Below are 24954 nucleotides of genomic sequence, written 5' to 3'. Positions count from 1 at the left end.
GGAACTTGGCCGATACGCAGTCTGAAGGGTTGACCCCGTATCAGCTGCGGCGTTCGACGATATAGCGCGCCAGCTCGCGCAACGGCTCGGCCGGCGCGTCAAACGGTCGCAGCGCGTCCAGGGCCTGGTCGCGCAGCTCCAGGGCGTAGGCTTTGGCAGCGTCGAGGCCGAGCAGGGCCGGGTAGGTCGGCTTGTCGCGCGCGATGTCGGCGCCCTGGCGCTTGCCCAGGGTCTGGGTATCGCTTTCCACGTCGAGGATGTCGTCCTGCACCTGGAACGCCAGGCCAATGGCCCGGGCATAGGTCTGCAGGGCTTGCAGTTGTTCAGGTGTGGCGTGGCCGCTGGCCAGGGCGCCGAGCTTGACGCTCGCCTCGATCAACGCGCCGGTCTTGTGCCGGTGCATGTATTCCAGCGCACTCTGGTCCAGCTTCAGGCCTACCGAACCCAGGTCGATGGCTTGTCCGCCCACCATTCCCGCCGGGCCTGCCGCCAGCGCCAGGGTGCTGACCATCTCCAGGCGAGTCTGCGCCGGGCAGTCGCTCAAGTTCGGGTCCAGCAGGGCGCTGAACGCCAGGCTCTGCAAGCCGTCGCCGGCGAGAATGGCGCAGGCTTCGTCGAATTGTTTGTGGGTGGTGGGCTGGCCGCGGCGCAGGTCGTCGTCGTCCATGGCCGGCAAGTCATCGTGCACCAGCGAGTAGGCGTGGATCAGCTCCAGCGCACAGGCCGCGCCATTGGCTTGCTCGGCCGCACCGCCCAGGGCTTCGCACGCGGCATAGGCCAGCAAAGGGCGTACGCGTTTGCCACCGTTCATCACGCTGTAGCGCATGGCTTCGTACAGTCGCGCCAGCTCGGGGCTCGGGGCGGTAAACAGACGATCCAGTGCAGCATTGACCCGGGCCTGGCTGCTGGCCTGATAAGCGCCGATCATTCAGGCTGTTCCGCGTCGAATGGTTCTTCGGTCAGCTCGCCGTCGCGTTCGAGCAGCAATTGCACCTTCTGCTCGGCCTGGGCCAGCGCCGCCTGGCAGTCGCGAGTCAAGCCGATACCCTGCTCGAAAGCGGTCAGCGAGTCTTCCAGCGACAGTTCGCCGTTCTCCAGTCGCTCGACCAGCGTTTGCAGGTCGGCCAGAGATTGTTCGAAATCCAGTGCAGCTTTTTTGCGGGCCATGGCGGCTATTCCGGTTGCTTGTTAAACCGGCGCGACACTAGCAGACATGGGGGGTTGGGGCAAATCAGGGGGGGCTGGATCGAAGCCGGGCGGATGGCTTGCTCTTGTGGCGAGGGAGCTTGCTCCCGCTGGCGCGCGCAGCGGCCCCCCCAAGCTGGCCCCATGGCATGTCAGACGAAATGCGCCCAGCTTTGATGGGGCTGCTGCGCAGTCCAGCGGGAGCAAGCTCCCTCGCCACAGGGTATTCAGTCAGTGGGATAACTGATTCGGTAGCGGGTGCTGCGCCCGCCACCGGGCATCCGTTCCAGGCAACCCTTCTCCAGCAGCTCCGCCAGATGGCGCGTGGCCGTGGCCTTGGAGACCTTGGCCACAGCCTGGTATTGAGCGGCGCTGATGCCGTGCTCGAAGCCTCTTTCGCCGCCATCGAGCAACCGGTTCAGCACTTTGCTCTGTTCGGGGGTGAATATCGACGCGCGATGGGCCTGCCAGAATCGCGTCTTGCCCAGGACGCTTTCGATCTGCGTCATCGCTTTCTGCAAACTGCGCAACAGCGTCTGTAGGAACCAGGTCAGCCAATCGGTGATATCCAGCGTGGCTTTCTGACTGCTTTCGAGGATCCGGTAATAGCCGGCACGGTCGTCCAGGATGCTCACGGACATCGCATAGAAACGAATCGCCTGGGCCTCGCCCTGGGCCAACGCCAAGTCGGTCAGGGTGCGCGTCAGGCGGCCATTGCCGTCGTCGAACGGGTGCAGGGTCACGAACCAGAAATGCGCGATACCGGCGCGCAGCAATGGATCGAGGCCGGCCCGGTGGCGGCTGGCTTCGAACCAGTCGATGAACGCTTGCAGTTGGTGCTCAAGGCCTTGCCGGGGTGGCGCCTGGAAATGAACGGTGGGGCGGTCCAGCCTGCCAGAGACCACTTGCATCGGTTCGTCACCGCGCAACGCCCCCACGCGGATCTGTCGATGGGCGAGGCCATCCGCGTGCTCGGGAAACAGCCATTCATGCCATTCCAGCAGGCGCTCGAATGTCATGGGTTGGTGGTAGTGCCGCGTCGCGTCCAGCAACAGGTTTGCCAACCCTTCGCTGCGTTGGCTGACCGCGGTGTCATCGACGTGTTCGAGGCCCAGGCGGCGAGCCAGGGATGAACGCACCGAGCTGACATTCAATTGCTCCCCTTCGATGGCCGAAGAGGTCACGATGTTCTGCAGCAGGGCGTCCAATTCGTTCTGGGCACTGAGCGAAGCCGTGACCGCGCCCGTCATGCCGAGCAACCGACCCTGGGTTTGCACGCATTCGCGCAACAGTGGGGCCAATGCTTCAGCTTGCCAATGAAAGTCGGGCCAATCGGGCTGTTGCCAGATCCAGTGAGCGCTCATATGTCTGTCCAAAAGATGGATGAGCCGAATACTAACGCTATTCGGCTCATTCCGTGAGCCGAATAAACGCTCTATTCGGCTCACACCACCCCCAGTACGTGATTTCCCACACAGAATCGCGTGTTCCCCGATTGTTAATAATTGGCCGAATCGCTAACCTTCGCGCCATCTACAGCCCCTATATGGCGGGCTCTCGGACGAAACCTGATAAATGACAAGAATGCGCCGGAGGATGGGCGCCAGGTTGCGTTGTGCATGGCAGGAGGCATACATGCGTTTTCTTTCATTGTTGATCGCGTTGGCCGTCGCGCCGCTGGCCTGGGCGCAGCCTTCGGCCGAGCTGTCGGAGCCGGTCGGTGGCTGGCGCTACAGTGGTCTGCTTGATCGCACGGAAAACCCGCAAGTGGCCTACCCCACGCCACCGATCGACCGTGGTGTGCAGCGCAACCGCACGATGATCGAAGGCCGGCTCAAGGCCATGGGCACGGTTCGGCCGCCCCATAGCCTGGCCGTCAACGGCAACCCGCTCAATCTCTACACCGACGACGAGGGGCGGTTCGCCCGGCCTTACGCGTTCGGCGCCGGCTCCAACAGCGTCGAAGTGCGCAGCTCCGAAGGCCAGTCCCTCAAGCGCGTGCAATTCTATGAAGCCAACAACCTGCGCACCCCCGCGCAGATCCGCGTGGTGCTGGGCTGGGATGACCCCAAGGCCGAGCTGGACCTGCACATCATCACGCCCGACGGCCAGCATGCGTTCTTCGGCCATCCCGCGCTGAGCAACGGTGGCGGCCTCGACCCGGATGGCGTCGACGGCCCCGGCCCCGAAATGTTCACCATGACCGCGCCGATGCACGGCACCTACCTGGTCTACGTGAACTATTGGGGCAACTACGGCAGCGGCGGCTACAACTTTGACGAGACCAGCAACGACAACGAGGTGATCACCTCGCAGATCAACCTGGTGCTCAACGAAAACACCGTCGATGAAAAACGCGAAACCTTTGTCGTGCCCCTGCGCGCCATCGGCGATCTGTTGCTGGTCAAGACTTTCAACTACTAAGTATCCGCTCCACGGATGAACAGGCCCTTGTGAATATGAGCGACAACACTGCTTCCCCGACCACGCCGACACCTGTCGCTAAACCTGCGCGCCGCTGGCCGGCGCTGCTGATCGGGCTGTGCCTGGCGGCCGGTGTGGCCGCCGGATTGGGCTGGTTCATGACCAAGCCCAAGGCCCCGCCCACGGCGCTGGCGCTGGAGAAGCTCGGCCTGAGCCGGCCTGATGGCCTGCTCGAAGCCCATTCCCTGAGCCAGTTGCCCAAGGACCTGTTGGCCGTGCCGTTCCTCAAGGCCACGCTCACCGAAGACTTCGTCTTCTACTATGAGACCCACGCCGACCGTCTCGGGTTGATGGGTAGCCTGCGCCGGATCATCTACGAGCATGACCTCAAGCTGCAGGACAGCCTGATCGAGGAACTGCTCGACCAGCCGGCCGATGTCGCCCTGTGGCGCGGTGCCGACGGTCGTCTCAAGGACTTCCTGCTGGTGATGGATCGCGGCGGGCTGGCCAAGGTGCTGGAACCGCTGGCGAAAGTCGCGCTGGACGATACGCAACTGAGCAAGCTCAGCGACCTGAAAGTCGCGGGTGATGAAGTCGCGCTTTACCAATTGAGCTACAACGCCAGCAAATCGCTGGTCTTCGCTTCCCACGGCGACAAGCTGGTGGTGTTGTCCAACCCGGCGAAACTCTATGACCCGGCCAACGGCCCGTCGGACGAACGCGGCAGCGTGTCGACGACCGCCCTGGCGGCCTTGCTCAACGGCGACAAGCTGTTCCCCGAAGCCTTCGGCCTGCCGCCCAAGGCGCCGGAGGTCAAGCAACGTATTTCGGTCAACGCCAATGTGCTGGCCATGGGGTACCAGCGTTTCATCCCGAACTTCGCCGGGCTGCGCTTCGACATGGACGACAAGGGCTGGCACAGCTTCCTGGCCATGGACGAGCTGGAAAACCAACCGGACTTCGACTTCAAACCGATCTGGCAAGCCATGCCCATGGGCGCCAGTGCCTGCGTCGCCTTGCCGTTGGCCGCAGAACCCCAGAAGCCGCTGCTGGTGAAACTCGGCGCCGACGAAAAAGCCGCCCAGGCCATGGTCGACCATGTGGCCGGCGCGGCGGGCCTGTGCTGGTACGCCGATTCGCGGCTGTACACGCCGCTGCTGGTGGCGAGCCTGAACGAAGACGACGGCAAGCTCGACGCCGACCTGGGCAAACTGTTCGGCTCGATGGTGGGCGCTTATGAAAACAATGCCGCCGAGCACGTGTTCCCGGTCGTCGAGAAGCAGGAAGGCGCGATGCACCAATGGCAGCGCCAGGTGAGCTCCAACTTCGGCCCGTACCTGGCCAAGGACTCGCTGCAACCGGACGCCATCACCGGCAAGGCCTTCCTGCGCGTCAGCCTGGCGCGTCATGGTTCGACCCTGCTGTTCTCCCTTGACGACAAACTGGTGGACAAGGCCCTCGGCACGCTCGACAAGCGCTTCCCACCGATGGCTGACGTGGTGCCCAAGGATGTGCTGATGCCGATCTATTTCGGCCCCGATTCCATGGCGCAACTGATGCAGCACGAAACCCTCGACAGCCTGCCCCAGGACATGGAGCCGGTGTTCTACAACGCCGCGCAAACCTACCTGATCCCGAAACTGCGCACCCTGGGTGGCTATGGCAAGTATGCCTTGACGTTGCCGGCCGGCAGCGAGCCGGACGGGCACTGGCAGTGGCTGCCACTGGAATGGAAAGCGCTGTGACCGGACTGATCCGCAATCCCGGATGGGCGCTGTTGCTGGCACTGCTGTGGGGCGGGCCGGCGCTGGCCGTCGAGACGTCGCCTGCCGTCGTGGCGAAGCCATCCGTTGATACGCCGCCGCTGGATGTGCAGCAATCCCAGGTCTTTCGGGCCTGGTTCGTGCGCATCGCCGAGGAACAACTGACCAAAGGCCCGAGCCCGCGCTGGTATCAGCAGGATTGCGCCGGCCTGGTGCGGTTTGCCGCCAACGAGGCGCTGAAGGTCCACGACGATAAGTGGCTGCGCAGCAATGGCCTGTCCAACCGCTACCTGCCGCCGGAGCTTGAGCTCAGTGACGCCCAGCGGCGCCTGGCCCAGCAATGGCAACAGGGCGGCGGCAAGATCGGCCCCTACGTCAACGCCATCAAGCTGATCCAGTTCAACAGTCGCCTGGTGGGCCGCGACGTGGCCCAGGCCCGTCCCGGCGACCTGATGTTCTTCGACCAGGGCGACGACCAGCACCTGATGATCTGGATGGGCCGCTACATCGCCTATCACACCGGCACCACAACCCCTACCGACAACGGCATGCGCTCCGCAAGCCTGCAACAACTCATGAACTGGAAGGACACCCGATGGATACCCGACGCAGCCAACCCCAACTTCATCGGCGTCTATCGACTCAACTTTCTCTCCCAATGACCGGTGCCCGCATGCTGCGCTTGTGTTCAAAACTACCCCTGCTGTTTGCCTTGTTGCTGGCACCTGTCGTCAATGCCGAAGACACGGTGGAACCCAGCGGCTATATGCCGGTGTCCGGTGAAAGCTTCTTCCTGCTGGCCGACAGCAGCTTTGCCAGCGATGAGCAGGCCATGGTCCGCCTCGAAGCGCCGGGCCGTGACTATCGTCGCTTCCGCATGGAGCCGTACGGCGGTGCCGATATCCGCGTCTATCGCATCGAAAAACCGCTGGACTTCCTCAAGCGCCAGAAGAACCTGCACCGCGTGGTCAGCGACGGCCAGTTCAAGGGCGAAGGCCTGTCGAACACCCTCGCGTACTTGTGGGACAACTGGTACCGCAAATCCCGTCGAGTGATGCAACGGGCGTTCTCCTATGAGTCGCGCCAGCAAGTCACCGAAGAGGTGCCGGAACTGAAGGTCGGCGACGCCCTGGTCGCCCCGACCCCGTATGACGCGCCGGCGCAGTTCGCCCTGATCCCGGGCCTGCCGGTGGTCAGCCAGTTCCGTTATCCGCTGTGGCAAGCCAAACCGATCCAGCCGCCGGCAGGCGTCGACCTGGCCGGTTCGTCCAGTGAATTCGTCAGCGTCGCGCCGGGCAACGTCTATGTACCGCTGGGCCAGCTGAAGCCGGGCCTGTACCTGGTGGAAGCGCTGATCGGCAAGTACCGCGCGACCACCATGGTCTTCGTCTCCAACACCGTGGCGGTGAGCAAGATTGCCGGCGACGAGCTGCTGGTCTGGGCCGCACGCAAGCATGAAGGGCGTTCGGTGCCCAAGGTCAACGTGCTGTGGACCGACGGCCTGGGCGTGATGAGCAGCGGTGCCACCGACGACGATGGCCTGTTGAGCCTCAAGCACGTCAGCCCGGAGCGTTCGTTCGTCATCGGCGAAGACGAGGAGGGCGGCGTCTTCGTCTCCGAGAACTTCTACTACGACAGCGAAATCTACGATACCAAGCTCTATGCCTTCACCGACCGACCGCTGTACCGGCCGGGGGATTGGGTCTCGCTGAAAATCGTCGGCCGTGAGTTCAAGAATGCCCGCGACTCGGTGCAACCGGCCGCCGCCGACGTCAACGTCAGCGTGCTGGACGCCACCGGCACCGCATTGCAAACCCTGGCGCTGAAACTCGATTCCAAGTCCGGCACCCAAGGTCGCTTCCAGCTGCCGGAAAACGCCGTGGCCGGTGGTTATGAGCTGCGCTTTAGCTACAAGGATCAGCTCTATAGCAGCGCTTTCCGCGTGGCCGAATACATCAAGCCGCATTTTGAAATCGCCCTGAACCTGGCCAAGCAGGACTACCGCACGGGCGAGCCGGTCAAGGGCAACCTGGTGCTGCTGTACCCGGACGGCAAGCCGGTGGTCAACGCCACTGTCAGCCTGAGCCTGCGCGCCCAGCAGCTGTCGATGGTGGATAACGAGCTGCAATACCTGGGGCAATTCCCGGTCGAGCTGACCAGCAGCGAAGTGACCACCGATGACAAGGGCAACGCGACCCTCGACCTGCCGGCCGCCGACAAACCGAGCCGCTACACCCTCACCGTGTTTGCCAGCGATGGCGCGGCGTATCGGGTCAAGACCACCAAGGAAATCCTCATCGACCGCGGCGCGGCGAACTTCCGCCTGAGCGCGCCCCAGCGCTTCAGCGCCGTCGGCCAGAAGGTAGCATTCAGCTACGTCAATGAAGGCAGCAACGAGCAAGCCAAGGCCGTGGCACCGGGCAGCTACGCCTGGGTACGGCTGGAAGACCAGAGCAAGGGCGAGGGCAAGCTGGCCGCCAAGGACAAGGGCTTCAGCCTGACCTTCGACCGCCCCGGTACCTACAACCTGACGCTCAAGGACGAACACGGCCGCGTCATCGGCGCCGCCGCGCACGCGGTGACCGGTGAAGGCGTCAAGGCCGTGCCGGGCACCGTCGAGATCGTGCTCGACAAGCCGCAATACAAGGCTGGCGACGAAGCCCTGGCCCTGATCACGTTCCCGGAGCCGCTCAGCGACGCGCTGCTGTCCCTTGAACGCGACAAGGTCGAGGCCACGGCGCTGCTGTCCAAGGGCGGTGACTGGCTGAAGATGGAGAAACTCAGCGAGACCCAATACCGCGCGCGCATCCCGGTGAAGGACAAGTTCGCACCGAACCTGACCTTCTCCGTGCTGTACACCAAGGGTGGCCAGTACAGCTTCCAGAACGCCGGCATCAAGGTGGTGACACCGCAGATCGACGTGGGCATCGTCACGGATAAACCCACCTATCGGCCGGGCGACACGGTGACCGTGGACCTGAGCACCCAGTTCGCTGGCAAGGCCGTTCCGGCGCACCTGAGTGTCAGCGTCGTGGACGAAATGGTCTACGCCCTGCAACCGGAAGTGGCGCCGACCATCGACCAGTTCTTCTATCACCCGCGCCGCAACAACGTGCGCACCAGTGCCAGCCTGTCGTTCATCAGCTACGACGTGGCGCTGCCAGGCAGCCCCGGTGCACCGGGCAAGGCCAACCGCAGCGAACGTGGGGTCAAGGTGCTGGAACGGCCGCGTCGCGAAGACGTCGACACCGCCGCCTGGCAACCGGAGCTGGTCACCGATGCCAGTGGCAAGGTCCGTTTCACCTTCAAGATGCCGGACTCGCTGACCCGCTGGCGCATCACCGCCCGGGCGATTGCCGACGACGGCCAGGTGGGCCAGAAGAAGCAATTCATTGCCTCGGAAAAACCGCTGTACCTGAAGTGGAGCGGCCCGACCCGCTTCCGTACCGGCGACAAGCCGCAACTGGGCCTGTTCGCTTTCAGCCAGTCGGAAAAACCGCTGAAGGCCGAACTGGTGATCCGCTACGCCGGTGCCGAGCAGCGCGTGGTGGCGGACCTGAAGAACGGCATCAACTACGTGGCGCTGCCGGCCCTGGCCTTGAGCAGCGGCGACCTGAGCGTGCAGTTGCAATTGAACGGTGAAACCCAGGACACCCTGGCGGTGAGCCTGAGTGCCAGCGGCAATGGTTGGCAAGTCACCCAGAGCCAGCGCCTCGACGTGGCGGGTGGCGACACACCGCTGAGCCTGCCGGCTGACGCCAGCGATGTGCGCCTGCGCCTGGACGACAGCCCGCAAGCGCTGTTCCGTTCGGCACTGGATGACCTGCTGGGTTATCCGTACGGCGGCGTCGAGCAGACCGTCAGCCAATTGCTGCCGTTGAGCATTGCTTATCCGACCCTGGCGTCGAACCCGCAGGTGCGCGACCGCTTGCGCCTGATCATGCAAAACAGCCGCTTGCGCCTGGTGCAGATGGCCGGTCCGTCGGCGAGCTTCACCTGGTGGGGGCAGGACGGCGAGCCGGATGCCTTCCTCACCGCGTACGCCTATTACGCCGACTGGCACGCCAGCAAGGTCCTGGACGTGAACCTGCCGCCGGAACACTGGCAGCGGGTACTGGAGGTCTACGCCAAGCAGGCCGGCGATACGCCGCTGCTGCAACGTGCCTTGATCCTGTCGTTCGCCAAGCAGATGCAATTGCCGGTGAACACCTTGCTCAGTGGCCTGATGGATGACCTGGCGAAGGCCAGCGAAGACAGCAGCGAGAGCGTGACCGACAATGGCGAAGACAGCCTGGTCATGAACGCACCGGATTCGGCCCTTGGCCTGGCCAGTGCCCGAGTCCTGACGGCGTCCCTGGCGAAACAGGCGAAGGTGCCGTTGCCGGCGGCCTTCAGCCGTCAACTGGACGCTGCGCAGCAGCAACTGGATGTCAGCTCGCAGCCGTTCGTCGAAGCCCTGGTGCTGTCGTTGCAAACCTTCGACCAGGCACGCGCCACGGCGCTGCTGGAACGCGTACTGCCGCAACAGTCCACGCTGGAACGGGCCCTGGCCCTGACCTGGCTGCAACACAGCATCGAACAGGCCGCGCCGGCCGTGGCCCTGGCACCGGGCGAAGGCTGGAAAGCCAAGCAAGGTGCTAGCGGCGAAACCTACTGGCAATGGCAAGGCGCGCAGCTGCCGACGATGCTGACCCTCAGCGGTGCCCAGGAACGTCCGCTGCAAGCGGCGCTGAGTTTCCGCAGCCAGCAACCGCCCGTGACGCCGATGGCCGTGTCCATCACCCGTCGCCTGTCGCGGCTGGTGCCAGGTGACGAGGCCTTCACCTTCAAGCTCGAAGCCGTGGGCAACAAGCCGTTGTCCAGCGACAGCCTGTACCTGGATGAAGTGATCCTCAACAGCAAAGCGCCAACGCCGCTGCGCTACGGCATGCTGGAAGTGCCGTTGCCGCCGGGTGCCGACGTGGAACGCACCACCTGGGGCATCCAGCTGCAAGGCAAGGCCGACAGCGAACCGACCTCCCTGGAAAGGGCGCGTTTCGAGCCGGGTCAGATGGCTTATGCGGTGCCGGTGGATGCCCTGAGCGGCGAGCTGCGCCTGCGTCACCTGGTGCGCTTCTCCCAGAAAGGCCAGTTCAACCTGCCGCCGGTGCGCTTCACCCAGGTCTACGCGCCGCAGCATCAGGCCCAGGAACAGAAACCAGCGCTCGGTCAGGTCACGGTCAACTGATATGCGCAGGCCTTGGGTCTGGTGGTGGTTGTGCTTGATTCCTGCGCTGGCAACAGCGCAGGAGGAGCCGTTGCGCCTGGCCTTCGACGGCCAGTTGCTGCGGGTCAGCCAGACCCAAGTGCTGGATCGCCAGCCGCTGCCGGACTCCCTGCAAGCGCCACTGGGCAGTGTGTGGAAGCTGTTCGTCTATGCCTGGCTGGTGGACACCGATGCCCGCGAGCCGGCCTACGAATGTCGCGGTGAATCGAAAGAAGAGGTCTACTGCTGCACGGCTGGGCAGAGCATCGGACGTGACCAGGCCTTGGTGAAATCCTGCGGCTTGTACTTCGAGCCGCAGCGGCTCGGGCTGTCGGCCAGTCACTGGCGTGATTACTGGCAGGCCCGCCAGGCGCCGGCGTGGCTGGCGGACCTGTCGAACTTGCAACCGCAGACGCAAGTGCCCGTCGCGCAACTGCTCAAGGCCCTGGGCACGCTGCCGGGCCAGGACCAGGCGCGCCGGGTCCTGCTGGACGTGGTGCTCAGCGCGGCGGACGGGCGTCTGGTCGGTGAATTGGGCAGTCGCCTGCGGGTCAAGACCTGGAGTTGGCTGGGTGATCAGGGGCCCGCGTCCCGCCAGGGCGGTTTCGCCGGTTGGCTGGTGGACGGCACGCCGGTGTGGGCCGGGGGCCGTGGCACCAGCCAGCAGGTGCTGAAGGTGTACGGCAATGGTTTGGCGACGGCTTTGCCGTCCCGCTGGCCGGCGGAAACCGGGCGTTGTGTGGAAGTCGGCCTGTTTGCCCGCTATCCCTGGCAACGGGTGATGGCGGGCGACCGTCCGGCTACGCCGGGGCAGTTGCGCGGCGATTACCGCGTCGAGTTCACCAACGGTAACCAACTGGACATTCACAGCGACGGCGAACTGTTCCTGTTGCCGGGCAAGTTGGTGGCGCGCTTGGATCGCGAGGAGTACGTCGCCCGGGTTTTGCAGCGTGAAGCCAAGGCCGAGCCTGCCGAAGCCGCCAAGGCGTTGGCCGTGGCGATCCGCACCTACCTGCTGCAAAACGCCCAGCGCAACGGCGACTGCCTGAGTATCGACGACAGCAGCCATCGCCAGCGCGTCGCGCCACGCCCGGCTGCGCCGGAAACTCGCGCCATTGCCGCCTGGACCAGCGACCTGGTCCTGGCCGGCACCGACGTCACTTACCACTCCGACCAACCTGGCCCGGACAAACTGTCCTGGGCCCAAGCGGTGGAGCAAGCCAATGCTGGCCAACGCTACGACGCGATCCTGCTGCACGCCTATCCGCGCGCCAGCCTCAGCCGCTGGGACAACCCGGTGGCGGCTTGCGAAGCGCTGCCCGGCGCCCAGGATTGGCTGCTCAAGCAACGTCGCGGTTGGCGTGAACGGCTGGAAAGGGAAGTGGGTTACAACGAACTCAGCGCGTTCGCCGTCTGCCGCCTGGCCTTTGGCCGGCCTTACGTCGATCGCGAACGCCAGCGCATCTATGTGCGCGGCGTGCTGACGCTCCAGGATCGCCTGGACCTGACGCACGAATATCTGCACCTGGCCTTCGAAGCTCACCCCAACGGCCAGGATGAAAACTATATCGAAGGGCTCGCCCGTCACCTTTTGTTGGAATAGACCATGACACTCCGTTATCCCCAGGTCTTGTTGCTGCTTTGCGCCCTGACCGCGTTGCCACCGGCCATGGCCGCCAACGGCGTCACCATTGACACCCCGATCGGCGGTTGGCGCAGCGGGGCGCCGGGCGGCGAAGACGAAAACTTCAGCCAGACCGTCAACTACCCGGCCTCCTCGGTCAACACGCCGGTGGGCCAGGCCAGCACGGCCCGGATCACCGGCCAGATCAAAGGTGCGCCCAAGGACAACGAGCCAGGCAAACTCATTGTCAATGGCGTGAGCATGCCCTTGAAGGTCGATGAGGAAGGTCGCTTCGACCGGCCGTTCTCGTTCCCCAACGGCAGCAACAGCGTTGAAGTGCGCAGCGCCGATGGCACGCAGCGCCATCGCACGCAGTTCCTCAACGCCCGCGGCGGCGCGACCCCGGCCAAGCTGCGCGTCCTGCTGACCTGGGACAGCGACGGCACCGACCTGGACCTGCACCTCATCACCCCCGACGGCGCCCACATCTGGTACGGCGACCGCGTCGCCCCCAACGGCGCCGCGCTCGACGTCGACGTCACCACTGGCTACGGCCCGGAAATCTTCGCCATGCCCGCGCCGATCAAAGGCCAGTACCTGGTGTACGTGAACTACTACGGCGGCGGCTATCGCTATTCGGACGACAGCGAGGAAGGCGAGGGCAGTGGCGAACAGGCGCAACAAGCCCTGACCACCGCGCAAGTCACCGTGATCACCGAAGAAGGCACGCCCAGCGAAAAAATGGAAACCTTCGTGGTGCCGATGCGGGCGGTGGGCGAGCTGACGTTGGTCAAGAGCTTCAGTTACCCATAGGCCTCCATCGACACATTCAACATCACGGCCAGCCGGCCCACCGCCATCGCGAGCAGGCTCGCTCCCACAGAAGTCCCGGGTGAACGCAAAATTCATGATCATCCCCAAACCCTGTGGGAGCTGAGCTTGCTCGCGATAGCGTCGGCACATCCAGCACCACTGCCAACTGACCCTCCGCCATCGCGAGCAAGCTTAGCTCCCACAGAAGTCCCGGGTGAACGCAAAATTCATGATCATCCCAAAATCCTGTGGGAGCTGAGCTTGCTCGCGATGGCGGAGGCACATCCAACATCGCTGCCAACTGACCCACCGTTATCGCGAGCAAGCTTAGCTCCCACAGGGTCATCGGGCGACCGCGAAAAAAAACTCACGCGTGAGCTATTGTGAGGTTTGAAAAGTACCTGTAGTGTTTCTCACGCGTGAGTTTTTCACAGTGAGGTCAGCACCATGCAAAGCAGCTCTCCATCAGACCCACCTGTCGGGTCTGCTACCGAATCAACGAGCCGTAAGGGAGAGCGCTCGAAATCCCCCGCGAAAAAGCCGTCGAGCTTCTACATGAAGCAGATGCGCGCGGGCTTGAGTGCCGCCGGGTATGTGAAACACGAGACTTGGGTGCTTCCCGAAAACCGAAGCCTGCTCAAGCAGATGGAGAAACAGCTACGCCAACCGATTCTGGCTGGCTCATTCATGTCGGAGGATTACATGAGCGCAGGTAACAACTGGAACATCGACCGTCTCTACAGCGCCCTTCAGGCCCTGGACGAAGTGGTTGCGAACGACATCACTCTCTCCCTCGTCCAAGGCTCCGAGTCCAGCATCAAGCTGGAAATGAACGATTTCGGCGGCCTGCCGATTTACATCGCCGTGGTGGGCGACCAGATCATCGTCGACACCGTCCTGGTGGATGTCGAGTCGATCAACGACGTGGCGGCCTTCAATGACGCCGTGTTGCGCAGCCGGGAGATGTTCCCGCTGTCCTCGATCGGCATCGAGTCCATGCCCAACGGGCAAGTCGTCTACAACATGTTCGGTGCCCTGAGCGCCGATTCCAGCCTGACCAACGTCGTGACCGAGGTCAAAACCCTCGTCGACAACGTCCAGCGCGCCAGCGAAGCCTTCGAACGCTTCTTTATCTAAACACCGAACAGGAGCAGTCCAATGACTCAGTCCATCTGGAGCAAATTGTTCACCGCCCTGCGTGGTGGTGCCAGCGAAGTCGGCGAAGCCATCGTCGACCAACAGGCCTTGCGCATCCTCGACCAGGAAATCCGCGACGCCGACAACGCCCTGGCCAGCGCCAAGCGCGAGCTGGTCACCATCATGGCCAAGCACAAGCTGGCGACCGATCGCGTCGGCGAATACAACGCCAAGATCAAGGACCTGGAAGCCAAGGCCCTGGCCGCCATCCAGGCCAACCGTGAAGACCTGGCGCTGGAAGTGGCCGAAGCCATTTCGACCCTGACCAACGAACTGGACGCCGAGCAGAAGCACGCGACCGAATTCGGTGGTTACGCCGACAACATGCGCAAGGACATCACCAAGGCCGAAAGCCGCATCAAGAGCCTGCGTCAGCAAGTGGACATGGCCAAGGCGCGCGAGAGCGTACAGAAAGCCCAGGTCAGCGCCTCGATCGCCAGCGGCGGCGCCAACGGCAAGCTGGAAACCGCGGTCGGCACCCTCAACCGCCTGCAAGCCAAGCAGCAACAACGCGCGGCCGAACTGCAAGCCCAGGACGAACTGGCCGAAGCCTCGACCGGCAACGATCTGGAACGCAAGCTGCGCGAAGCCGGCATCACGCCGAACGAAGGCAGCGCCAATGCGATCCTGGAGCGGCTGAAGAAAAAATCGGCTGAGTAATCGGTACGCGCTGATCAGTGAAAGCCAGGCACAGTCCTTGTGGCAAGGGGACGTGTGGGAGCAAAGCTTGCTCGCGATGAAGACACCTGGGGCTTTGAAAGACCGCGTCGCCTTCATCGCGGGCAAGCCTTGCTCCCACAGAAATGCAATGTGCCACAGGTACTGTGCCTGGCCTGCTTGCTCATCGGATTTAATTGTGGCGAAGGGACTTTTATCCACGCCCCACAGCAGGTTTAATGCTGTCCGGCCACTACGCTCCAGCCCGCAGACGCCAGAGCGATGATGCCGCCAGGAACAAAGCCCCACGGAGTCAGGGACGAAATGTCGATTTTCCTTTTGTTGCGTGCCTACGCTTCGTCGTTCTTCCACCGGTTCGGTTGGGCGGGCCTGGCCATGGCGTTGGGCGTGCACCTGGCAACCGCCTGGATCGGGCTGGTGCTGCTGGGCGAGCAACACCTCATCGCGGCCGCCACATTCACCTACTTTTACCTCACCACCACGCTCACTGTCGGCTACGGCGATCTTGCGCCACAGACCGCGGCGGGACGCATTTTCGTGGCCACCTGGGTCATGCTCGGGGGCATTGCGCTGCTGACGGCGGCCATCGGCAAAACCACCAGCAGCGTCATCGACGTATGGAGAAAAGGCATGAAGGGCAAAGGCGATTTCACCGGCAAGGTGGGCCACACCGTGCTTATCGGTTGGGAGGGCACGTCCAGCGAGCGTGTCATCGAACTGCTGCTGCAAGACGAAACCTCCAACGACAACCTGATCGTGATTTGTGACTGCGGCCTCGAAGAAAACCCGATGCCGGGCAAGGCCAGCTTCATCAAGGGCGACAGCCTGTCCTCCGTCGCGCTGTTGCAACGTGCCGGTGTGCCGGGTGCCGAGCGCGTGCTGGTGCGAACCCACTCCGACGACCTGACCCTGGCCACCGTGCTGGCGATCAATCAACTGAGCCCTGCCGGGCATGTGGTCGCCCACTTCAACGACAGTGAAATCGCCGCCCTCGCCAGCGCCTATGCGCCGAGCCTGGAGTGCACCTCAAGCATGGCCATCGAGATGCTGGTGCGCGCTTCCCAGGATCCGGGCTCGTCCGTGGTCATCAACGAACTGCTCTGCGTCGGCCAAGGCGCCACCCAGTACCTGATGAAACTGCCCGAGGCGTTCGAAGCCACGTTCGGCGACCTGTACGCGCGGATGAAAGAGCAGCACAACGCTACACTCATCGGCTATCGCGCCAAGGGTGACCTCCACCCGTCGATCAACCCGCCCGGCGCCACCCGTGTCGTGGGCGGTGAACTCTTCTACATCGCTTCCACGCGTCTCAAGGACATCTGCCATGGGCTGGTTTAAACAACTGATGGGCCTCGAGGCCCCGAACGCGAACCCAACCGCCAGCAGCGGCACGCCCATCAGCGGGCCGCTGGGCCTGGCCTCCGGCAAACAGGTCACGTTCGATGCCACGCTCAAATTGCTGCTCGACGGCAACAGCGCCGTGATCATCCCGGGCTCCCAGCAGATCTGGAGCCTCGGCGTGGTTGATCTCGGGCAGTCGAACTGGCTGTCGCGCTGCTACATGAACGACGAGGACTACTGGCTGCAAGTGCACACCAGCGGCGACGTCGCCGGGCAGGTCGAGTCGGTCATCCTGTTCAACTACCAGAGCTACGTCACGATCAACAGTGAAGCGGAGTTGCGCCGCTTGGCCGGCCCCGAAAGCCTGATCGGCCTGCCGACCTACACCCACAACGGCGTCGAGTACACCCGCGAATGGGGCACCGAGACCGGCCAGACCGAGCTGGTGGCGATGAGCGAGCGGGTGAGCAATCCGGACGAGTCCTACAGCATCGAGCACCATTCGATGCTCTACGCGCGCGACACCGGCCTGACCGATCGCCGGGAATTCTTGCTGTTCTCCGTCGAAGAGGACGCCGAAGGCACCGTCAGCTTGAGCACTTCGCTGGGCATTTCGCTGTACACCACCGACCTGAACACATTTTGAAAAAGGAACACGTCCATGCTTGAAGCGCTCTCCATTTCCCTGAACAAGGCCGCGGTGTTCGGCTTCGTCCTGTACATCCTCGGCGCTGCGGTGCTGTTCGCGCTGTTCCAGTTCATCTACATCCATGTCACGCCCCACAAAGAGCTCGAACTGATCCGCTCGGGCAACGTGGCCGCGGCCATCGCCCTGAGCGGTGCCCTCATTGGCTTCGCCATCCCGGCGAGCAACGTGATCGCCTATTCGGTCAACCTCCTCGACTTCGTGGTCTGGGCCGTGATCGCCGCGTTCGTCCAACTGCTGGCCTTCCTGGTGACCAGCCTGGTGCTCAAGGGCGCTTCCGAGCGCATCAAGAAGGGTGAAATCGCCGCCGGCATCTACATCGCCGCCGTGGCCATCAGTGTCGGTCTGTTGAACGCCGCCTGCATGACGCCTTCCCAGAACTGATTGCGCCACGGAGATCCCGATGAAACGAAGCAAGTACGTCCAGCTTTCGCTGGCTGCGTCGGTCGCCCTGGCGATATCCGGCTGCGGGCCAACGGAAAAAACCTACAGGTTGCAGAAGAAATACAACTTCCAGTCCGTCCAGCAATGTGTCGATGAAAAGCTGCCGGTGGACATTTGCGCCGACGCCTACATGACCGCCATGGCCGAGCACCGCCGTATCGCGCCGGTGTACGACAGCCAGGCCGATTGCGACGCCGACTTTGTCGCCGACTGGTGCCAGCAAGACTCCGCCGGCAAGTTCATTCCCAAGCTGGGCGGCTTCGAGCTGAGTGCCGATGGCGAGGTCACCCAATCCCAGGTGGACGCCGCCCGGGCCCAATTGCCGGCCTCGGAAGCGAACACCGGCGGCTCAGGCTTCAGCAACCTGCTGACCGGCATGCTGATCGGCAACATGCTGAGCGGCAACCGCAACAGCTATTACGCCGAGCCGGTCTACCGCTACCGTGATGATCGCGGCGACTTCGGGTCCTCGACCCTCAGCCAGCGCGTCTCGCGAGGCACGACGTTCACCAAGTCCAACCAAGCGCGATACGGCGGCTACACCGACGCCATCAAGACCAGCAGCAAGCCGATCTCCGTTGCCTCCTCCACGTCTCGTGGCGGTTTCGGCAGCAAGGCCAGCGCCCGCAGCGGTTGGGGCGGTTCGAGCAGCTTCGGCGGCTGAGGAACACGCCCATGAAGAAGATCCAATGCGCCGAGCGTCATGATTGGAAACAGACCGCCGAGAGCCTCGGCTTTATGTTCCACACCATCGACGGTGAACCCTATTGGGACGAGCGCGCGTACTACCAGTTCACGCTCAAGCAGATCGAGGACGACCTCGAAGACCCGACCAACGAGCTCCATGAGATGTGCATGGACCTGGTGGCCAGGGTGGTGCAGAGCGAGGAACTGCTGGAGCGCCTGAGCATTCCCGCGCCGTACTTCGACCTGGTGCGCACGTCCTGGCTCGAAGGCCATCCGCACCTGTACGGGCGCATGGATTTCTCCTACAACGGCAACGGCCCGGCCAAGCTGTTGGAGCTCAACTACGACACGCCGACCAGTCTGTACGAGGCGGCGGCGTTCCAGTGGGGCTGGCTGGAGCAATGCATCGAGCGCGGCCTGCTGCCGGCCCATGTGGACCAGTTCAACAGCATCGACACCAAGCTGCACCAGGCGTTTGCCCAGCTGCAACTGACGAAGCCTTTTTACTTCGCGTCGATGAAAGACTCGGTGGAAGACAAGGGCACCACGGACTACCTGCGCCTGATCGCGGAAAAAGTCGGCATCGAGTCGCGGCACATCGACATCGAAGACATCGGCCTCAACAGCGAAGGGCGTTTCGTCGACCTGGAGGAACGCTGGATTCCCCACCTGTTCAAGCTGCACGCCTGGGAATTCATCTTCCACGAACCGTTCGGCGAGGCGATTGCCCAGAGCGACACGCAGTTTTTCGAGCCGGCCTGGAAGTCGATCATCTCCAACAAAGGCATCCTGCCGTTGTTGTGGGAGTTCCACAAAGGCCACCCGAACCTGCTCGCGGCGCAGGTGGACCGCGACACGAGCAAAGCGGTGCCCAAAGGCTGGGTGCGCAAGCCGTACTTTTCCCGGGAAGGGGCGAACATCGAGCTACAGACCGCTGACGGTGTGATCGTCAAGGAAGACGGCCCCTACACCGACGCCCCGTTCATCCTCCAGGAACTCGCGCCCCTGCCGCGTTTTGGCGACAGTTACACGCTGATTGGCTCTTGGGTCATCGGCGACCAGGCCGCCGGCATTGGCGTGCGGGAAGACAACAGCCTGATCACCAAGGATTCCAGCCGGTTCTTGCCGCATTTGATCCTGGATTGATTGCTAAGTCCCACAGGGTGTACCCCTGTGGGAGCAAGGCTTGCCCGCGATGAGGGCGATGCGGTCTTTCTGACTGACCGAGGTGGCTGCTTCGCGAGCAAGCTTTGCTCCCACAGGGACTGGTGCTTACCTGCCCCCAGGGTGTGTTTCCATAGGTTCAGGTGTTCGCCAAGGACATTTTCAGGTCCACCAGTACCGCACCAAATGAAAGAAAATCGGCGCGGCGAAGCATACCGAGTCCAGGCGGTCGAGCATGCCGCCGTGGCCTTCGATCATGTGGCCCCAATCCTTCACCCCACGGTCGCGCTTGATCGCCGACATGACGATGCCGCCGGCAAAGCCGAGCAGGTTGATCAGCAAGGCGATGAGGAACGACTGCCACGGATTGAACGGCGTGATCCACCACAACGCGCCGCCGATCAGCGAGGCGAGGAAGATGCCGCCGGCAAAACCTTCCACGGTTTTTGAGGGTGACAGGTTTGGCGCGATCTTGTGCTTGCCGAACAACTTGCCGCACACGTACTGCAACACATCCGACAACTGCACCACGATCACCAGGTAGGCGATCAACAACAGGTTGCGCCCTTCGAACCCGGCGATGTCCAACGTCAGCAGTGCCGGTACGAAAGAGATGCAGAACACCGCGATCATCAGCCCCCACTGGACCTTGGAAGCACGCTCCAGGAAGTGCGTGCTGTCGCCGCCCAGGGACGCCAGGATCGGCAGTAGCAGGAACACATACACCGGGATGAAAATCGAAAACAGCCCGTACCAGTCGTAGTAGATCAGCAGGTATTGCAGCGGCAGCGCCAGGTAGAACGCGGCCACCAGCGCCGGGTAGTCACTGCGTCGTGTCGGGGTCAGGGTCAAAAATTCCCGCAGGGCGTAGAACGACACCGCGTAGAACAACAGGATGACCGCCGCGTTACCGAGCCAGAACGCGACGCCGATCACCAGCACCATGATCCACCAGGCATTGATCCGCGCGTTGAGGTTGTCGATGACCGAGTTCGGCTCGCCTCGGGTTTTCAACTTGAGAATGAAACCGACCAGCGAAGCCAGCACCAGAATCGCGCCGATCCCGCCAAACAACATCAGGGTATATCGATCCATGTCAAACGTGCTCCGGGGCCAGTGCCAGCAGCGCGGCGCGGCTGCGTTCTAGAAATTGCTCTTTGCTTTCGCCTTCTTCGATGCACAGCGGCGCGCCGAAACTGGTGGTGCACAACAGCGGCAGGGGCAGCACACGGCCCTTGGGCATGACGCGGTTGAGGTTGGCGATCCACACCGGGATCACCTCGACCTCGGGGTGGTTTTTCATCAAGTGATAGATTCCGCTCTTGAACGGCAGCAAGCCCTCGTCCGGGTTACGCGTGCCTTCGGGGAAGATGATCAGCGAGTCGCCGTTTTCCAGCGCTTCGAGCATCGGCTGCAAAGGGTTATAGGACGGGTCCTTGCGCTCACGGTCCACCAGCACACCGTTGAACACCCGGTTGATGATGTAGCGGCGCAGCGGACTGCTCTGCCAGTAATCGGCCCCCGCGACCGGGCGGGTGAGCTTGCGCAGCGCCGGCGGCAAAGAGGCCCAGAGCAGGACGAAATCCCCGTGGCTGCTGTGGTTGGCAAAGTAGATCCGCTGCACCGGCTTCGGCGCACAGCCGAGCCACAGGCTGCGAGCGCCCGTGACCATGCGGGCGGCGGAGGTGATGAGGTGGGCGACCGCGGGTTCTAGCATGAGGATTCCTTGTCCAATGAAACTCGGGGGTTAGCCATTTTTGATGGCTGATCAATATTTGAGCTGACAAACAACTGATGGCTGAAACAAATAGCTGTGGCTAACAAATACCTGTTGGCTGACAAGTACCAGTTGGTTTACCGATAACTTTGACTGACAACTACCTGTTGGTTGACTACTACCTATTGGCTGACAACTACCTATTGGCTGACAACTACCTATTGGCTGACAACTACCTGTGGCGAGGGAGCTTGCTCCCGCTGGGCTGCGAAGCAGCCCCAAAACCAGCACTGCGGTGTGTCAGATGGATTGCATCCAGCTTTAGAAGGGGCCGCTTCGCAGCCCAGCGGGAGCAAGCTCCCTCGCCACAAAAAAACCTAGCCACACAAAAAACTAGGCACAAAAAACCTAACCACAAAAAACTTATCCGGAAGCGATTAGCCACGGGCTGGCGAGGATAAAGCCCAGCACCAACACAACCTGCACGCCCACCAGCCACACTTGCCTGCGCAACAACGCCAGCGCCCCCTGTCGGCGCTCGGTCCAGGGCCGGCCGGCGCGTCCAGGCGGTTGCAGGCCGAGGGCGGCGAGGGCCTGGTCCAAGGCCTGGGTGCGTTCGGCCAGCGATTGTGTGCCCTCGGCCACGCGCTGAAACAGATCGGCATCGAAAGCCACCCGAAATGCCCAGTACTTTTCCAACACCCCAAGCACCAACAGCACCGCGCTCAACGCCACCAGCCACGGGGCATTCACCCCGACCAGCCATGGCCCCAAACCCAGCAGCGCCGCCAGCAACGTCAGCCCGGTGGACAACTGGTCCAGCGCATGCCCACGGCGCAACAGGCTCGCCACGCTGTGGAGCTCCATGTCACTGCTCATGGGCAAGGCCTTGGGCGAACTGCGCCAGCGCTTCACGGTGTGCGGCATGCAAGACAATGTGCGGGCGCGCACGTTTGATCTGCACGATCGCCGCATCGACGCTCGCCGCCCGGCCGCTGTGCAACAACCAGGCAATCACGGCCGTGGCACTGCGCGAATAGCCCAAGGCGCAGCAAACCAGCAGCGGTCCTTGCTGGCGCAGGCGCTCGATAAATTGCGCAGCCCTCAGGCACTGCTCAGGTGTAGGGGCCGTCAGGTCGAGCACTGGCAACGAACGATAGGCGATGGCTGTGCTGTCCGCCGACAACTCGGCGCAAAGGTCGAGCACGCCGGTAAACGCGCTGTCTTTCAACTCCAGCGGCGTGGGAATTCGCCCGAGCCAGACGCCATCCACCACCTCATCCGGCTGCGGATGCTGGCGCGTCCACCAGCGGGAATTGATCCACGCCGCCGCCAGGTACGGCGCCAGCAACCAACGCGCCGCCGGGCTCAACCGGCCATCTTCGCGCTTCTGGAAACCGTCGGCGCCGAACGCCAGGTAATTCAGCGCCACCATGAGCACCGCCACGGCCGGCCAGATCAGCCACAGCCAGGCGCCGCCCCAGGCAAACGCCGGAATGAACATCGCCGCCGCGCCCAAGCCATAACGCAAGGCCAGGCGCCGACGGGCAGGGTCTGTCGCCAGGCGCGCACTCAGCAGCGGGCTCGACCGATCCAGCGGCCACAACCAGACACATAGCCAACCGGCCAATGCGCCCGTGGGCAGGTCAATAAAGTGATGTTGATAAGTGGTCAGCACCGACACGCCAATCAGCGCGAACCAAACGTGCATCAACCCACGCCAGATTCCCCGCAAGTGTCGCTGATAGCAGACCCAGAGGATCACCAGCAGCGCGATGTGCAGCGACGGCGCCTGGTTGAACGGCTTGTCGAAGCCGGCCAGCACCTCGAATAGCCAACCGAACACGCCGTCCATCTCGGGCCGGGGGAAGGTGAAGCGCAGGGGCCAGAGCAGGAAGCAACTGACCGCGATCACCTGGGCCGTGAGCAGGCGCAAGGCGTGGCGCTTGAGTTCTTCACGGCTGCTGGGCAACAACAGCGACAGACCGTAGAGCAGGTCGATCGACCAATAGGGCACGATCGTCCAGGCCATGAACGGTATGTGGCTTTCCCAGCCGAACACCAACGTGCCGACGTCGTCGCGCTGGGCAGTGACCCAGGTGGCGAAGCCGTAGGTGGTGAAGAACAGCGGCGCCAGCAACAGCAGCCACAGCACCGCCGGTTTCAGCAGTGCGGGCTCGCGGGCCGGGGCGATGACGGCGCTCATCACTGCACTCGCTGCGCCAGCGAAACGCTGAAGATGCCCCATTCATCGACCCGCAGGGTGATCTTGCGAAAGCCTGCCGCCTCCACCAGTTGATCCATTTCCGCCTGGGTACGCCGACGCATCACCCAGGCTTGCCCGGCGCGGTGGCTGGTGAGGGCGCGGGCGATCAGCTCCAGTTGCGGGTGCCACGGTTGGCCGGTGTAGATCAGGAAACCGCCGGGCTCTACCGCCTCGGCCAGGCCGGCGAGGGAGTTGCCGACCATCTGGTTGTCGGCGAACAGCTCGTACAGGCCGGACACCACCGCGAGGGTCGGTTTCGGGTCGAGGGCGGCCAGGTCCTGGCGATCGAAGGCGTCGCCCTTGACGAAGCGTGCGATGTCGCCCAGGCCTTTTTCAACGATCAACGCGCTGCCGTCGCGCACGTTGATGTCGCTGTAGTCGCGCAGCAGGATCGATTCGGGCAGCGGATTGACGCCGTGCAGCGCTTCGAGAATGTAGCGGCCATGGCCGGCGGCGATGTCGACGATGCGCACCTCGCGGTTCGCTTCGCGCAGCTTGCCCATCGCCAGGCGCAGCAACTCCTCGACGTTCAGCTTGCGCTGGCGAATGCCGCGCCAGCCGATGGAGTTCAGGTAGTTCTTGTCGATCATCCGCCCCAGCGCCGAGGTGCCGGTGGGGATGTTGCGGTAGACGTAATCCAGGGTGCTGCCGGAGTCGAAGCCGGTGTCGAAGCCCAGCTTGACCCCGTCCGACATCGTGCTGCCAAAGCGCATGCTGGCGCGGGTCATGCGCCAGTACAGGTCACACGGCGAATTGTGCGGCAGCGGCGTGGCCAGGGATTCGGCTTCGGCGCAGGTCGCGCCCAGGCGATCGGCCTCCAGCAGGGAAGGGCGCTCCAGCGGGCGGGCAAAGTTTTGCAGGATGAAGCGACGAGCGCTGGCGATGGCCGGCGCGCGGTTTTTTTCGCCGAGGGTGTCGTGGAAGAACCCTGGCAGGATGTGTTTTTCCTTGTGCAGGCTGCCCAGGCGTTCGAAGAACTGCTCCTGGGGTTTGCGGTGCACCACGAAGTCCGAACCGGAGATCAGCAGTTGCGTCGGCACCTGGATCGCCTGGGCATCGGCCACCACCCGGTCGGCGGCTTCGTAGAGGCCCAGCAGCACGTTCACCGAAATGGCCTTGGTGATCAGCGGATCGCTGTCGTAGGACGCCACGCGCTCCGGGTCATGGCTGAGGAATTTCGCCTTGACGTAGCTGTTGACGAAAAAGTTGCCGCGAAACTTGCGCATCAGCGCCAGGCCCTGGCGGGCGAAGGGCACGTAGAGCTTGACCTTGAACGCCGGCGACGCCAGCACCAGCGAACGGATGCGCGGCGCGTAGTCGTGGACCCAGGTGGACGCGATCACCGCGCCGACGCTCTGGGCGATCACGGCGATGTTCGGCTCGTCGATCTGGTGCTTGGCGCCGATGTGGTCGCAGAAGGTCTGCACGTCCCGCGCGCTGGTGGCGAAGCTCGGGCTGTCGCCACGCTCGCCGGGAGACTTGCCATGGCCGCGTGCGTCCCAGGCAAAGAAGTCGAAGCCGGGCAGGTCCAGCTCGTCCACCAGGTGGGCGATGCGCCCGGAGTGTTCGTGACCACGGTGAAACAGCAACACCGCCTGGCGCGGCTCGGCCGGATCTTGCGTGACGGCAGGCCAGTGCCGGTAGAACAACTCCACGCCATCATGGGTGGTGAACGTCAATTCCTGGGCTTCGCGCATTGC

Annotated in this window: 21 protein-coding genes and 1 pseudogene; 13 read left to right on the top strand and 9 right to left on the bottom strand. The window is 63.3% G+C overall.

Features of this window, described 5'->3' with window-relative positions; translation table 11 throughout:
• Positions 1–40: 40 nt before the first annotated feature.
• The 3 genes from ispA to ACODSJ_RS05855 form a co-directional block, all read right to left on the bottom strand.
• A complete protein-coding gene (gene ispA, locus ACODSJ_RS05865; protein WP_489100837.1) occupies positions 41–928 on the bottom strand; it encodes a (2E,6E)-farnesyl diphosphate synthase in 888 nt (295 codons plus the stop codon).
• Entirely contained in the window at positions 925–1167 is a 243-nt protein-coding gene (locus tag ACODSJ_RS05860) for an exodeoxyribonuclease VII small subunit (protein WP_003185917.1), read from the bottom strand. Before ACODSJ_RS05860 ends, ispA begins: the two co-directional genes overlap by 4 nt.
• A gap of 245 nt (positions 1168–1412) precedes the next feature.
• The gene (locus tag ACODSJ_RS05855; protein ID WP_489100836.1) at positions 1413–2549 is read right to left on the bottom strand and encodes a Fic family protein; all 1137 of its coding nucleotides are present in this window, start codon (positions 2547–2549) and stop codon (positions 1413–1415) included.
• Positions 2550–2820: 271 nt separating this feature from the next.
• Here ACODSJ_RS05855 and ACODSJ_RS05850 point away from each other — a divergent pair, with 271 nt between their 5' ends.
• The gene (locus ACODSJ_RS05850; protein ID WP_489100835.1) at positions 2821–3609 is read left to right on the top strand and encodes a YfaP family protein; all 789 of its coding nucleotides are present in this window, start codon (positions 2821–2823) and stop codon (positions 3607–3609) included.
• A gap of 516 nt (positions 3610–4125) precedes the next feature.
• Here the strand turns inward: ACODSJ_RS05850 and ACODSJ_RS05845 are convergent.
• Positions 4126–4232: pseudogene (locus tag ACODSJ_RS05845) on the bottom strand.
• Here ACODSJ_RS05845 and ACODSJ_RS05840 point away from each other — a divergent pair.
• From ACODSJ_RS05840 to ACODSJ_RS05785, 12 genes are all read left to right on the top strand, one after another.
• Positions 4218–5354: a DUF2138 family protein gene (locus ACODSJ_RS05840; protein WP_489100834.1), complete on the top strand. Its 1137-nt coding sequence runs from the start codon at positions 4218–4220 to the stop codon at positions 5352–5354. The pseudogene ACODSJ_RS05845 and the gene ACODSJ_RS05840 sit on opposite strands and share 15 nt — an antisense overlap.
• Positions 5351–6034 carry a DUF1175 domain-containing protein gene (locus ACODSJ_RS05835; protein WP_489100833.1) on the top strand — a complete coding sequence of 228 codons (684 nt, stop codon included), beginning with the start codon at positions 5351–5353 and terminating at the stop codon, positions 6032–6034. The genes ACODSJ_RS05840 and ACODSJ_RS05835 overlap by 4 nt, the downstream gene beginning before the upstream one ends.
• Complete coding sequence (locus ACODSJ_RS05830; protein ID WP_489100832.1) at positions 6031–10599, top strand: alpha-2-macroglobulin family protein; 4569 nt, start codon at positions 6031–6033, stop codon at positions 10597–10599. The genes ACODSJ_RS05835 and ACODSJ_RS05830 overlap by 4 nt, the downstream gene beginning before the upstream one ends.
• Position 10600: 1 nt before the next feature.
• Positions 10601–12220 carry a DUF2300 domain-containing protein gene (locus tag ACODSJ_RS05825; protein WP_489100831.1) on the top strand — a complete coding sequence of 540 codons (1620 nt, stop codon included), beginning with the start codon at positions 10601–10603 and terminating at the stop codon, positions 12218–12220.
• A gap of 3 nt (positions 12221–12223) precedes the next feature.
• Positions 12224–13054 carry a YfaP family protein gene (locus ACODSJ_RS05820; RefSeq protein WP_489100830.1) on the top strand — a complete coding sequence of 277 codons (831 nt, stop codon included), beginning with the start codon at positions 12224–12226 and terminating at the stop codon, positions 13052–13054.
• Between the two features lie 555 nt (positions 13055–13609).
• Entirely contained in the window at positions 13610–14191 is a 582-nt protein-coding gene (locus ACODSJ_RS05815) for a YjfI family protein (RefSeq protein ID WP_489100829.1), read from the top strand.
• 21 nt (positions 14192–14212) lie between these two features.
• Positions 14213–14911 (top strand): PspA/IM30 family protein, encoded by a 699-nt coding sequence (locus tag ACODSJ_RS05810; protein WP_489100828.1) that lies wholly within the window; start codon positions 14213–14215, stop codon positions 14909–14911.
• Positions 14912–15232: 321 nt separating this feature from the next.
• A complete protein-coding gene (locus tag ACODSJ_RS05805) occupies positions 15233–16267 on the top strand; it encodes an ion channel (RefSeq protein WP_489100827.1) in 1035 nt (344 codons plus the stop codon).
• Entirely contained in the window at positions 16254–16916 is a 663-nt protein-coding gene (locus tag ACODSJ_RS05800; RefSeq protein ID WP_489100826.1) for a DUF2491 family protein, read from the top strand. The genes ACODSJ_RS05805 and ACODSJ_RS05800 overlap by 14 nt, the downstream gene beginning before the upstream one ends.
• Positions 16917–16931: 15 nt before the next feature.
• The gene (locus ACODSJ_RS05795; protein ID WP_260958121.1) at positions 16932–17360 is read left to right on the top strand and encodes a DUF350 domain-containing protein; all 429 of its coding nucleotides are present in this window, start codon (positions 16932–16934) and stop codon (positions 17358–17360) included.
• A 19-nt stretch (positions 17361–17379) separates the two neighbouring features.
• A complete protein-coding gene (locus tag ACODSJ_RS05790; RefSeq protein WP_489100825.1) occupies positions 17380–18084 on the top strand; it encodes a DUF1190 domain-containing protein in 705 nt (234 codons plus the stop codon).
• A gap of 11 nt (positions 18085–18095) precedes the next feature.
• The gene (locus ACODSJ_RS05785; RefSeq protein WP_489100824.1) at positions 18096–19253 is read left to right on the top strand and encodes a glutathionylspermidine synthase family protein; all 1158 of its coding nucleotides are present in this window, start codon (positions 18096–18098) and stop codon (positions 19251–19253) included.
• Positions 19254–19433: 180 nt separating this feature from the next.
• Here the strand turns inward: ACODSJ_RS05785 and ACODSJ_RS05780 are convergent, their stop codons facing one another.
• From ACODSJ_RS05780 to ACODSJ_RS05760, 5 genes are all read right to left on the bottom strand, one after another.
• Complete coding sequence (locus tag ACODSJ_RS05780; RefSeq protein ID WP_489100823.1) at positions 19434–20366, bottom strand: phosphatidate cytidylyltransferase; 933 nt, start codon at positions 20364–20366, stop codon at positions 19434–19436.
• Between the two features lies 1 nt (position 20367).
• Positions 20368–20988, bottom strand: coding sequence for a lysophospholipid acyltransferase family protein (locus ACODSJ_RS05775; protein ID WP_489100822.1), 621 nt, complete (start codon positions 20986–20988; stop codon positions 20368–20370).
• 423 nt (positions 20989–21411) lie between these two features.
• Positions 21412–21867 carry a hypothetical protein gene (locus ACODSJ_RS05770; RefSeq protein WP_489100821.1) on the bottom strand — a complete coding sequence of 152 codons (456 nt, stop codon included), beginning with the start codon at positions 21865–21867 and terminating at the stop codon, positions 21412–21414.
• Positions 21857–23194, bottom strand: coding sequence for a phosphatase PAP2/dual specificity phosphatase family protein (locus tag ACODSJ_RS05765; RefSeq protein WP_489100820.1), 1338 nt, complete (start codon positions 23192–23194; stop codon positions 21857–21859). The genes ACODSJ_RS05770 and ACODSJ_RS05765 overlap by 11 nt, the downstream gene beginning before the upstream one ends.
• Positions 23194–24951, bottom strand: a complete 1758-nt coding sequence (locus tag ACODSJ_RS05760; RefSeq protein WP_489100819.1) for a bifunctional alpha/beta hydrolase/class I SAM-dependent methyltransferase — start codon at positions 24949–24951, stop codon at positions 23194–23196. The genes ACODSJ_RS05765 and ACODSJ_RS05760 overlap by 1 nt, the downstream gene beginning before the upstream one ends.
• Between the last annotated feature and the right edge of the window lie 3 nt (positions 24952–24954).

This window comes from Pseudomonas sp. FG6 (assembly GCF_057809015.1).
The sequence above is the reverse complement of the archived record's forward strand: the minus strand, read 5'-3'. Positions and strand labels throughout refer to the sequence as shown.